Source organism: Enterococcus sp. DIV1420a (genome assembly GCF_051712165.1).
Taxonomy (GTDB): Bacteria; Bacillota; Bacilli; order Lactobacillales; family Enterococcaceae; genus Enterococcus; species Enterococcus faecalis.
Genome location: NZ_JBIOOI010000002.1, coordinates 589,195 through 601,467, shown reverse-complemented (window position 1 = coordinate 601,467; position 12,273 = coordinate 589,195). Strand labels below are relative to the sequence as shown.

The window sequence follows — 12,273 nt, the reverse complement described above, 5'->3', positions numbered from 1 at the left end:
TAGTTTCATTAGGCTTTCTCCTTTGTTAAATCCGCCACTTGACTCTTATTTTTCTTTTTTGCTGGTGTTTCTTCTAAAGCCGGCTTTAAAAAGCCAAGTATCAACGCTGTCACTAATGAGCCAATTATAATTGCAGCAATAAACCATAGTTTATTGTCAACAACCGGTAATACAACAAATCCACCATGAGGAACATAGCATTTCACATTCCCAATCGCTCCAATTACACATCCTACCGCTGTCCCAATCATTGTTGAAGGCAAGATTCGTTTCATATCACTAACTACGAAGGGAATGGCTCCTTCAGTAATTCCAATACATCCCATGATTCCAGCAGCAACCGCCGCATCCCGATCACCTTCAGTAAATTTCTTTTTAAAGAATAATGTCGCTAAGAATATCCCGATAGGTGGAATAGCCACGGCGATTCTAAACATACCGTTCGGTTCATAAATACCTTCATTCATAAGTGCAAGTGTAAACATCGAAACTGATTTGGTGATTGGTCCTCCCATGTCGACTTCTCCGAACAATCCAATAAATACTGCCAATAAAATGGCACTGCTACCGTTTAGACTGCTCATGATACTAGTTAATCCGTTCATCAAAAATGCCAATGGTGTGGCAACAACATAGATGTAAATCAAACCTAGAATAAAAACCGAAATGGTTGGTATGATCAGAATCGGTAAAATGGTTTTAATCGTTTTGCTAACTTTCCATTTTTTCATCCATTTGACCAAATATCCTGCAGCAACACCTAGAAGCATCGCCCCTAAAAATCCTGACTTTACTTCCACATCATTTACAGTAACAGGATTATTAGCAAGGAAGCCTAGAATCATCCCTGGTGCCAAACCAGGCTTACCCGCAATTGAATATGCGATATAGCCGCCCAAAATAGGAATCATCATTGCAAAAGCGGCTTTACCTAAAAGGTTAATGTTCTGCATTAATTCGTTAGTAACAACAACTCCTGTATCGCTTTTTTCTCCAGTAGCAAGTGAGATGGCCAACATGATACCACCAGCAACTACTGCAGGCATCATGAAAGAAACCCCACTTAAAAATGATTTTTGAACTTCCTTTAAAGTAGCTTTGATATTCATTTTATCCTCCTTTATTTTTACCCATTTACTAATTTCTCGGCAGCATCCAATACTTTCGCAGGATACGAAATAGCATCATTGACATCAGCATTTAAAACTAATTTATCTTCAAAACGTTCTTCATTCTCAATAAAGACAGATACCGCCAAAATGACTACATCTGCTTCTTCAGCTTCTTCCTCAGTAACCTCATTCTCGATCCCGATGCTGCCTTGAGTTTCAATTTTGATTTCATGTCCTCTCTTTTTTCCTTCTTTTTCCAATGCTTCTTGAGCCATGTATGTGTGAGCTACTCCTGTAGGACATGCCGATACTCCAACGATTTTCATATTAAATTCCTCCTATTTTCTTTTCTACTTGATATAGTGAATCCAAAATTGACTCTTTGCTCCCAGTTAATAAATCATTTCTAAAACCTTCATCTAAAAGCTTTTTGCTGATTTCAGCGAGTACTTTCAAATGAAAAGTCGTTTTATTCTCTTCTGGTATTCCTAGCATAAACACCAATTCAACTGGATTACCATTTGTATCCCATTGAATTGGTTGGTTCGTTCTAAGAAAACAGATAAAAGGATTAATTACTTCTTTTGATTTCCCATGAGGAATACTTACGTCATAGCCAATCGCTGTAGAAAATTCTTTTTCTCTTTTGTTTACAGCTTTAATATAATTTGCGCTATTTTTTAAATAGCCGAGCTCTTTTGCCTTTTCTGATAAATAATGAATGATGGATTTCTTATTTGTTAACGCCGAATCCAAAACGATTAAACCTTCATCAATCAATTGTTTGACCTCCTAATACTTTCACTATTTCTTCTTCATCTTTGCTAAAGATAAAACGATCGATATTTTTCTTCGTCTCAACGATCCGATAGATTTCTGATAATAATCCTTTAATATGCTTTAAATCCTTTTCTGCAACACAGATCATTAAAACAGTGTTGATCATTCGAAAATTCCAACGTATTGGTTTTACCAATGTCATAATTACTAATTTGCTTTCCTTAACTGTTGATGGTGAAGGATGTGGAATCGCCGCCCCAGTTGGAAGATCTGTCACCCCTAGCTTCTCTCTATCCCAAATTTCCTGTTCGAACGAATCCGTAACGAAATCATTTTGCAAAAGCTTTTGAGTGATCCTTTTGATGCATTGTTCTTTAGTAGCAACTGTTTCGTTCAAAAAAATCAAATCTGAATCGATTATTTTTCCTAAGTGCTCAAACGGTTGATTGTTTACTTCTTCCTCATAAAATAAATCTAGATAAGTCGCGGAAACTTTTTTTAGATCTTGTTTACTCATTAGCGGGGAAACATACGTTACAGGAACATCAATTTTTTCTAATTGTACTGAAGAGATCACCAAATCAATTTTATTCAAATCTCTTTTATAGAGTGTTCGTAATGAGACAACTTCAACTATATCCTGTGGAGAGAATACCCTTTTTAAACGATTGGCAATCAGCTCTGATGTTCCAATTCCAGTAGGACAAACAATTAATATCTTACGATTTGCCGACAACCGATCGATTGCCCCTTGAAAATGGATCATCATGAACGCGACCTCATCATCGGTTAAGCGAATATCTAATTCCTTTTCAATCCCGGCCAATATTAGCCAAGTTGTACTGTATAACACAGAATACTCTCGCTTTATTTCCTCCAAAAGCGGATTACTGACAGGAACGTTCAATTTAGAACGATATATCATGGACACCAAGTGATAAAGAATGTTCATGTAGAGTTTTTCATCTCTGGTTAAGTCAACCTGAATTGAATCACTCATCTCCTGAATCATCTTTCTTACCACAGCATCGTATTCCTTCTGAATTGCTAAATCTCTCAAACGTGGTTCGAAGCCATGAGACACTAATTGTCGATTGAGGTATTCAAAATCGTTTGAATCTAGCTTGATACTGTTATCCAGTTCAAAATATTCTACTAATTCATTTGCTAAAAAGAAAGTTTTAAGCGACTCCACATTTTCAAATAAAAAATTATCTTGATATTCAATATGAAAACCTTCCTGCAAACGAAGAACTAATATACTGATTGACAATACTAATGATTGAAAATGATCATCAGACAATTTATCGATATTAAAGTGATCATTTGTTTGCAGAAGTCCAGAAACTTTTTTGATGATGTCCTTAGGTAAAAAACTGAATAATAAGCTGGGAAATTGAACTCTATAGCTATTGGTTAAGTCTGATTTATCAATGATAAAGTAAGCATATTGTTTAATTGCCTTTTGTATCTCAGACTCATTTCCGTTTACCTTTGTTCCATTATTATCAGAACGAATCGTGGCCGAACTTCCTTCAATAACAGTCTGTACTTGATCTAAGTCATTTGAGATCGAGGTTCTGCTGACGAGAAACTCATCAGATAATAGTTGGTAAGACACCTTTTTGTTTCTCAATAATAAATATTCCGCCATTTTGATTTGCCGCTCGAGTGGAAGCTGATTGAAGTCTATCTGAGTTGAAGCTTCACCAAAAATTTTTAATATTTCATCATTTGACAAATCAGACTTACTTAGAAAAATACCTTTACCTTGCCGTTTCAAGATTTCAATTTTCTTTTTTTTTAATGCCTTATTCAGTTCATCAATGTCTTTATACAATGTACGATCGGAGATAGATAAAATCTTGGAGAAATGATTTACCGATAAAAAATCTTTTTGCTCTAAAAGCAATCTCAATAATTTATGTTGACGCTTGCTTATTTCATGCATGATTTTTCTCCTTTCTAGGAAGCGCTTCCCTGTATCTGTAATTTATCATTTTATTCTACATTTGGATATCACATCTCGTTTCAAGATGGATCCTGAAGTTTTCTAGACATGTTGAAAAATAGCGATCATAAAGCTAAATCCATATAATAGTCACTCTTTTTTTATCAAATAATTACTTTTATGGTTAACTCTTCAGATCCTATAAATATTATGTTGTTCTATCATTTTTTCGAAATATTTTGGATTGGTATCGCTTTATTTCGTACAATAAAACTGTTTATAATACAAAAAAAGAACTCCTCGTATAATAATATTGTCAGATAAAGTTCTGAAAGAGGGAGTTTATTTGATATACCCTGATTCTTGATTTTTTGAAAAGATTTTCAGAAAAAATTGTTGACTAATTCATAGCTAGCTTTCTTTGATTTAGTTTGGTTTATGATGATTCAAACTATACACAAAGGAGTTCTTTTTTCATTCTTAGCTTAAAAAACAACATACTGAAATCCAAACCGCATGCGGTATATATCACCTTTAACATTAATGAATTTTTTAGAAATTTCATCTGCTAAAGCTACAGTTACAAATAATTCATGATGGGTAAAACTTACAAGAAACCCTGTAAAAGGAATTGACAAAACCAGCAAATTAACAACCGTTTTTACCAACACTTTCTTACTCATATATTACCTACTATGTTTGATTAAAATAAAAAAAGAGTCGATTCCCATATTTGCTGTGAGAATCGACTCTTTTCGCTGGATTCATTATCCTATTTCATTTATTTCAGTCGATGATTCGTTTGATAATAACTGCATTTGAGCGAATTAAGTTACATCAATTTCACCATCATTTAAGTATTTCATAAAATCTGGAAATACTTTAACTGCTTCAGCTACCGTGCTTACTTCATCTAATTTGGCCCTGATTATAGAGCGTGGTTCTTCAGGAACATCTAATATTCTATTAATAAGAATTCTAGTTGGCCCATTTATAACTTGAATTAATTCTTTCAGTGTAGCTGCGTTATCTACTTCTATATTAAAAGCCTCTTTTTCGCTATCACTCATCCAAGAAAATTCAGAGCCCATTATCATAGCTTTTGCAGCATCCCTTGCACCTACTAATTCGTTCGCATCCGCTAAAGCTTGGGCATCCGCCGCCGCTTGGGCTTCCGCTGCTTGTTGGGCTTGTGTTACTTCATACGCTGTCCCGGCATTATCGACTTGCGTAGTTAGGAACTACGGGGATAGCTTGGTAAATAAGAGACACCGCTGTTAGTAAAGAAATAAGCTATCAAATATGCTCTATTCCCAAGAAGCTTCCACTTCAAGCGTTAAAAACCGTCAGGTTTAGCTAAGTGGTGAGTAGTTCACTTATACGTGATTTTTTATAAAAAAACTATAGGAAACGTTTTGTAATATTTAGATGTTTATGTCTGTAGGACTCAAACTTACGACCGGACGGTTATGAGCCGCCTACTCTAACCAACTAAGCTAAGGGTACGAAAAAAGACTGGTTGAGAATTATGGCTAAAACTCATCCAGTCTTAACGGTTTATCGAGGTGCTACCTTCGATACTATTAATTTACCACTAGGTGTAAATATGTCAACACAAAAAAAAGCCCTCCGAAGAGGGCAATCACCCTTTATGAAAAGGGGTAATCATGAAAAAATACTATTAGCTTATGAATAGTCTAATGTTCCCCAACAAATCTGTAAAGTTTTCTCCTATTCCGTGGACAAAAAAACCGTCCTCCGAAGAGAACGGCTGTCTGTGAAAAAGGTTTGCTTAGAAAAGCTTTTTTTGGGTACTTTTATCTTAATCGCATTGATAAAATTTGTAAAGTTTTTCTCTATTTCGGGGGACAAAAAAACCGTTCCCCGAAAAGAACGGCTTCCTTCTAGAAAAGAAACTAATAGAAAGGGGTTGATTTTCCTGATATTTTTATTTTAAACCTCTCAGTAAAATTTGCAAAGTTTTTCTCTGTTGCCTGGACAAAAAAAAGTCCTCCGAAGAGAACGATATCCTTTGCGAGAAAGGAGTTCATCGAAAGGGCTTAATCTTTCTGATGTTTCTATCCTAAATCCATAAGTAAAATTTGTAAAGCTTTCCCCCTATTCCTTGGACATTTGTCGTTCTAACAGTTCGTTTTCCTTCGTTTGTTCGGCTACTTTTTGTTCCATCTGATCAGCGACTTGTTCGGCCTGATCTGCTTGTTTTTCCGCTTCACCTTGTTTCTCTTTCACTTCTGATAACGTTGTTTTAAGCGCCTTATTCTCTTTTTGAACCTCTTCTAACTTCAATTCATGCTTCTTGGCCATCACGATCAATAAACGCAAAATAACCGTTCCCCGTGAGACTTAAAAGTAAAAATAGCAATAACCCATACGCTGTTTTTTGTAATCAACTTTCATTTTTAGTTCACTCCTTTCACTAAGTTAGGTTTTGCCTTGGATAAATCAGATTGGGATTACTTAATCTATTCCATTGCGCCAACGTTTGGTAACTCGTCCCGTATCGCGCCGCAATCCCACTTAACGTTTCCCCAGCTTTTACTATATGGGGTTCATGATCGGCATCTTGTGGTGGTTGTGCGTTGCTTAGTGCCGTGGTTAATTGTTGCCCAGGATAAATGGTATACGGCGCAGACAGACCGTTTCTTTGGGCTAATGTTGGCCAGGCTACCCCCGTTTTGCTGCCAATCCCAGAAAGAGTATCCCCGGCTAATACCACGTACACTGAACCCTTTGTTTGCGGAATGGGCGGTGTTGGTTGCGGTGGCTTCGATGCTGCGATTGTTCCGGTGGCTTTTTTAATGAACCGCCCCGTATAATCCTGGCTAATATCAAATCGGCCCATCCCAGAATACACATTCGCAAAGCTTCGATCACTCGACCATTGCCAAACACCGTATTCGGTATACCATTGTTTCCCTGCTGGCTCATAAGGATAAGCAGCTACCCAAAAGTTTTCTTTACCGAAAGCTGCTACTGATACTTGATTATCTAACCAGGAACCACTAACGTATAACATGACGTTAGTAAAGCCCTGTTTCCTTATCTCATCAAAAAAATGCTAGGGAAGTCGCCGTTTTGTTAGGGATATGATGCTCTTCTAAATCATTAATCAATATATCATCACTTTGAAAGCCTAAATCCCGTGCCGTTTGGGCAAAAAATTGCGCTTCTAAGCGCGCTTGCCACTCACTGTTATACTGTGCATAATGATACGCCGAAACTTGTAGTCCTGCTGCTTTGGCATTTTCAATCTGATTTCGAGCGGCCGGGTTCCGATAGCCCAATCCTTCGGTTAGCTTGACTACATTTCCTTTAACGCCATAGGTATTGATTAAATTTCGATAACTTTCTACCTGAATGTTTCCGTTCCAACTAGAAATATCAATAAAATCATCTTTAGGTAACGCCCATACACTTTGCGGCAATAAGCAAATGACCATTAACACCACTGTCAAAAGTTTCTTTTTCATCCTTTGCCCTCCTCTTTCTTCATATCTCGAATGTCATGTTCTGCTTCACGCATTCGGCCTTCTAGTTTGAACGTCCGTTCAACTACTTCATTGTGCTTATCCACTCGTTTTCGTAAATCATCGATTTTTTAATGATCCTACTTAGTTCCTGTTTAATATCTTTATTAGTTCCTTCTACTAGTACACCCGAACGATCATCAAAACCTCCTAAAAATACTTTGTTTGTAAAAAATTCTTTTGCTTGTTCAAACGATAAATCATTTTCATGAAGTGCCCAGTTAACCACATTAGCTGGGTAATTCTTATACCTACTTAGTTCAACTCTTTCTTTACACATATGCAAAAAAACATCTTTTTTATTTTTAACTGTATTTAAGAGTTCAATCTCTCGTAATTCTAAAAGGTCCATAAATTCTTCAGTGGTTAACTTATCGATTTCTCCTCCTAAGGCTGCATAATAGATTTCGTTAATATTAGTATTAAGAGTCATCTCTATCATAACTTGCATATTTTCTTTGATTATTTCAATAGCATCTATTACTACTTGCCTATTTCTAGAATAATGTTCCTTAATTAAAATATTGCAGTGATTGGAGCATTTATATATGACAGACAAAGAATGGTTTAGACGCCGTAAAATAGAAAACTAGAAAAATATTTATGCTTATTTGTTGTTTTACTTATGTTATAGGGCCTTTTATTCAATTGGCTTTTTTTAATAAGATTCTTCGGTGTGGTTATTCTTGTCTCAATAATTGTTAGTATTCAGGAATTAATCCTTTTATTTAAAGAACGGAAAGATAAAAAAGATAGTTAATTCATACCAAAGGTTATATGCAATAGTTCCCCATTAATTTATCTCTGACAAGCGTAGCAAGTGACTATCCACTCGCTGGGTAGTTACCCACTACATAGAGTAGAGGAGAAAGTCGATTAACTTTCTGCCCCTCTCACACCACCGTACGTACGGACCCGTATACGGCGGTTCAATAAGTTGAGTGTAGGAACTGGTACTGCAAGGATATGTCCACATATCCTTGTCGTGCCAGTTCTTTGTCTGTTAATGATCGATGTAAAATATAGCTCTTGGCGATTGCCCAATAGCCTTTTCTTGTATTCGACCATTCATACGCTTTTCTGTGATTGATCCCCAATCGTATCAGATTTTTCCTTCTGGTTTTTGGTTTCTTCCATTGCTTCCAGATGTACTGTCTGATTCTTCGCTTCAACCAGCCGTTTAGTTCCCTCATGAACACTTTCATTTCACCGATTCCATAATAATTCAACCACCCTGTCATTAATCGGTTGATCTCTCTTAGGAGCACTTGGATGCTTCTTGCTCGGTTTCTTTTAGTGATTTTCTTGAGTTTCTTTTCCACGTTTTGTTTTGCTTTCACGTGGGGACGGATTTTGACACCGTTTCTTGTCGGTAGAATACAAAATCCAAGAAACTTCCGTTTCAAGGGGCTTCCTACTGCACTTTTCTCACGATTCGCGATCAGCTTTAATTGTTCTTCAAGGAATTCAATGGATTTAGTCATTACTCGTTGTCCAGCTCGTTTGCTTCTGACATAGATGTTACAGTAAGTAGCCCAAGGGAACCTCCCACTTAGGCCCTCTCAGAACCGGACGTGAACCTCTCAGCTCATCCGGCTTCCATTATCCAGCCGATGGTAATATTCCAATTTTCCAATGCGCGAATAACCTTCTTTCCCGCTTGGCAATTTCCCCCAACCAATGTTCCGCTGTAGTGCGCCCCCAAAGTTAGACCAAAAAATCTAACTTTGGAGGCGTATTTAAATTGGCAAAATACGATTATGCATTCAAGAAAAAAGTAGTAGAAGCTTACCAAAATGGCGCAGGAGGTTATCGAATACTAGCGAATCAATTTGATATTGCTTCACTTTCGACTGTTCGTAAATGGGTTAAAACAGTCGAGAAATTTGGATTTAACGCACTTCATCGAAGAGTAAATTACCAACATTACTCTTCCAAATTCAAGCGGGATGTCATACACTATTATTTAACGAGTGGTGACTCTTATCTGACTGTCGCATTGAAATATGGTCTGCCAAACGATACCTTAGTCTTGGCTTGGCACCAGAAATTTCTAGAAACAGGCATAGAAGGGCTTTCACCAAAACAGAAAGGAAGACCTTCTATGTCAAAGAAAAAGAAACCCGTTCAGGTGAAAAAAACACGAACACGTGAACAAGAATTAGAACATGAAAATGAACTATTGCGAGCGGAACTAGCCTTCATAAAAAAGCTCCGCGCTTTAGGAATGAATATCCCGGAACGACTCAAGAACGAGATGCCCGAATCATCCACGAACTCCGAAAAAAATTCCGATTAACAATCTTACTGGAAGCAACCAAATTTCCTAAAGCGACGTATATGTATTGGCAAAAGCGATTTGAGCGAAAAAATCCCAATCAAAAATTAGAAGCCCTGATTAAGAAAATTTTTGACGAAAACAAAGGAAACTATGGCTATCGCCGTATTCAATTAGCTTTAAAAGAACAAGGATTGAACGTAAACCAGAAAAAAATTCGTCGTCTTATGCGTAAACTTGGCCTAAAAGGGACAAAATTTATTCGTAAATCAAGAAAATATAATTCCTACAAAGGAACCGTTGGCTATGGCGAAAAAAACCGTCTACATCGTCGTTTCTACACTTCAGTACCCCATCAAAAGCTAACAACAGATACCTCTGAATTTAAGTATTATGAACGTGATCAAAGTGGAAAGATTCAAATAAAAAAACTCTATTTAGATCCTTTTCTTGATTTATTTAATGGTGAAATCTTGTCTTACCGTATTTCTAAACAGCCGAATGCCAAAGCAATTCTTGAGGCACAAAAAGAAGCCATTGATAAAACGCAAGATTGTCCATATCGGCGCACTTTTCATTCTGACCAAGGTTGGGGGTACCAAATGAAGCAGTACAAAAAGCAATTAACCAGTCACCAGATCTTTCAAAGTATGTCTCGAAAAGGCAATTGTTTTGATAATTCTCCTATGGAGAATTTCTTTGGTTTACTAAAACAAGAAACCTACCATGGCATTATTTATTCTAGTTTCGAAGAACTAGAACAAGCAATTGAGGAATGGATTGATTATTATAATCATCAACGAATAAAGACAAAACTAGGGTGCAGTCCCGTTCAATTCCGTAAACGGTTCGTCGCATAAAAATACCGACCAGATTTCTCCAGTCGGTATTCGGTCTAACTTTCGGGTCTCACTACACGCTTTTCTTCGTGCTTGTCGCTTTTTATATTTACGACGAACCCACTTCACTAGACATTGGTTGACGTAGCGCAGTAGACTGTACATTTCAGATTTGTAAAATTTCATGTAATAGTTCATCCATCCTTGAATTTTACTATTGAACATGTTCGCTAAATCTTCTAGCTTTTTGTCCGCCTTTAACTGTAATCGCCAATTCCTTATTTCTTTGCGAATCGCCTTTTTCGCTTTATCTGATACAGCAGGAAGAAAATTTGTGAAGTACTTTCCATATTTATTCTTGGCACCTCTAGGTCTAAACGTAAAACCTAAGAAGTCAAAGGTAGTAATCGGATAGTTTCCTCTCCGATCACTATCTTTGCAGTAAACAATCTTTGTCTTATCTGGATGTAATTCTAATCCAAAGATTTTAAACCTTTCTTCCAATCTTTTCTTCAGATATTTCGCTTGCTTTAAGGATACGCAATGGGTGATACCATCGTCTGCGTATCTAGCCCACTGTATGTTAGGAAATTCTTTTTCCATGAAGTCGTCAAAGGTATAGTGAAGAAACAAGTTCGCTAGAACTGGACTGATTACGCCACCTTGCGGTGTTCCGGCTTCTCTCGAAACAGTTGAACCATCTTCCATTTGAAAAGATGTTTTTAACCATCTTTCCACGTATAAGATAATCCACTTCTCTTGAGTGTGCCTTCTTACCATTTCAATTAGGTAATCATGTCTGATATTGTCAAAAAGTCCTTTAATATCAAATTCCAGTACCCAATCTCTTTTCCAGCATCTAACTCTTGTTTTCTCTATTGCCTGAATCGCCGACTTATTCGGTCGATAGCCATAGGAATCTTCGTAAAATAATCGTTCTACTGCAGGTTCGAAATACATCTTCGCTACCATCTGTGCAATCCTATCTTCAACTGTTGGAATTCCAAGTACTCTCAGTCCCCCGTTCTTTTTAGGAATGGACACTGCTTTTAATGGTTTCGGGAAATAACTACCCGATGATAGCCGATTCCACAGTTTATATAGATTATCTTTTAACTTACATTCGTAAGCCTCAATTGATTCTTCATCTACTCCAAATGTTCCTTTATTGGCTTTTACCTTTAGAAATGCTTGGTAAACTACTTGTTTTGAAATATTGTATGACTTTGTTCCTTGCATAAGTTCCTCCTCCTTAAAGTTGACTTATCCTTGAAACTGGATAACTCGGGTTCTTCGCTCCCCTCTCATTACAAGAGTTTCTTCACTACTACAACCCAATCTGCCCCCATGACTGCATCGGTACTCTTTTCTTGCGGGGCTTCCGCTTGAAATACTCCCTTAACATCAGCCCGTGGGTTCCCACGTTCCATATAGACGCCTATGTTATGTTCATGCCACCTTTATGCCGCCCGCCGCTTGATCAGTAAACAGGCTTCCTCCAAGCTCATCCTAGATCAACGACTATACCTAGTTTTGACGGAATTTCTACGCTTTCGACACTTCTGTAGGTGGTTCGTATGGTCACTCATCTCCATAACACGTACCTGACAACTCTTGGTTGCCTTTTCCTTAACGCTCAATACCATAGCTTTTGACTACAGCACCTTAAGGTGGTTTGAAACTTCCACCTGTATGGCGGTTTCGGCAGGCCATCTGCCATCATCTATACAGCATAGCTGCATTGAATAGCTTAACTATTCACGCA

General features: G+C 37.2%; 14 protein-coding genes. 1 reads left to right on the top strand and 13 read right to left on the bottom strand.

What is annotated here, in order from left to right; all coding sequences use genetic code 11:
- Positions 1–8: 8 nt before the first annotated feature.
- The 11 genes from IGI80_RS14245 to IGI80_RS14195 form a co-directional block, all read right to left on the bottom strand.
- A complete protein-coding gene (locus IGI80_RS14245) occupies positions 9–1,109 on the bottom strand; it encodes a PTS fructose transporter subunit IIC (protein ID WP_002362844.1) in 1,101 nt (366 codons plus the stop codon).
- Between the two features lie 17 nt (positions 1,110–1,126).
- A complete protein-coding gene (locus IGI80_RS14240; protein WP_002362843.1) occupies positions 1,127–1,438 on the bottom strand; it encodes a PTS fructose transporter subunit IIB in 312 nt (103 codons plus the stop codon).
- A gap of 1 nt (position 1,439) precedes the next feature.
- Complete coding sequence (locus IGI80_RS14235; protein WP_438723916.1) at positions 1,440–1,892, bottom strand: PTS sugar transporter subunit IIA; 453 nt, start codon at positions 1,890–1,892, stop codon at positions 1,440–1,442.
- A complete protein-coding gene (locus IGI80_RS14230; RefSeq protein ID WP_438723914.1) occupies positions 1,885–3,843 on the bottom strand; it encodes a BglG family transcription antiterminator in 1,959 nt (652 codons plus the stop codon). The genes IGI80_RS14235 and IGI80_RS14230 overlap by 8 nt, the downstream gene beginning before the upstream one ends.
- 485 nt (positions 3,844–4,328) lie before the next feature.
- Complete coding sequence (locus IGI80_RS14225) at positions 4,329–4,526, bottom strand: hypothetical protein (protein ID WP_438723912.1); 198 nt, start codon at positions 4,524–4,526, stop codon at positions 4,329–4,331.
- Between the two features lie 144 nt (positions 4,527–4,670).
- Positions 4,671–4,934, bottom strand: coding sequence for a hypothetical protein (locus tag IGI80_RS14220; RefSeq protein ID WP_438723911.1), 264 nt, complete (start codon positions 4,932–4,934; stop codon positions 4,671–4,673).
- A 1,027-nt stretch (positions 4,935–5,961) separates the two neighbouring features.
- Complete coding sequence (locus IGI80_RS14215; RefSeq protein WP_438723909.1) at positions 5,962–6,168, bottom strand: hypothetical protein; 207 nt, start codon at positions 6,166–6,168, stop codon at positions 5,962–5,964.
- 112 nt (positions 6,169–6,280) lie between these two features.
- Positions 6,281–6,880, bottom strand: a complete 600-nt coding sequence (locus tag IGI80_RS14210; protein ID WP_438723908.1) for a LysM peptidoglycan-binding domain-containing protein — start codon at positions 6,878–6,880, stop codon at positions 6,281–6,283.
- A 31-nt stretch (positions 6,881–6,911) separates the two neighbouring features.
- On the bottom strand, positions 6,912–7,334 hold the full coding sequence (locus IGI80_RS14205; RefSeq protein ID WP_438723907.1) for a GH25 family lysozyme: 423 nt from the start codon (positions 7,332–7,334) through the stop codon (positions 6,912–6,914).
- An 82-nt stretch (positions 7,335–7,416) separates the two neighbouring features.
- Entirely contained in the window at positions 7,417–7,842 is a 426-nt protein-coding gene (locus IGI80_RS14200; protein ID WP_438723906.1) for a hypothetical protein, read from the bottom strand.
- A 478-nt stretch (positions 7,843–8,320) separates the two neighbouring features.
- Positions 8,321–8,875 carry a group II intron maturase-specific domain-containing protein gene (locus tag IGI80_RS14195; protein ID WP_438723905.1) on the bottom strand — a complete coding sequence of 185 codons (555 nt, stop codon included), beginning with the start codon at positions 8,873–8,875 and terminating at the stop codon, positions 8,321–8,323.
- A 260-nt stretch (positions 8,876–9,135) separates the two neighbouring features.
- Between IGI80_RS14195 and IGI80_RS14190 the strand changes: the two genes are divergently transcribed.
- Positions 9,136–10,529, top strand: a protein-coding gene (locus IGI80_RS14190; RefSeq protein WP_251846742.1) for an IS3 family transposase whose coding sequence is annotated in 2 segments (ribosomal slippage) — positions 9,136–9,676 and positions 9,676–10,529 — 1,395 coding nt in all. Because the reading frame shifts where the segments join, the coding sequence is not laid out codon by codon here.
- On the opposite strand, the gene ltrA is transcribed toward IGI80_RS14190, so the two are convergent.
- Both ltrA and IGI80_RS14180 read right to left on the bottom strand, forming a co-directional pair.
- Entirely contained in the window at positions 10,485–11,747 is a 1,263-nt protein-coding gene (ltrA, locus tag IGI80_RS14185; RefSeq protein ID WP_438723904.1) for a group II intron reverse transcriptase/maturase, read from the bottom strand. The two genes, IGI80_RS14190 and ltrA, sit on opposite strands and share 45 nt — an antisense overlap.
- Before the next feature lie 68 nt (positions 11,748–11,815).
- Positions 11,816–11,938: a hypothetical protein gene (locus IGI80_RS14180; RefSeq protein ID WP_016178252.1), complete on the bottom strand. Its 123-nt coding sequence runs from the start codon at positions 11,936–11,938 to the stop codon at positions 11,816–11,818.
- Positions 11,939–12,273: the final 335 nt, after the last annotated feature.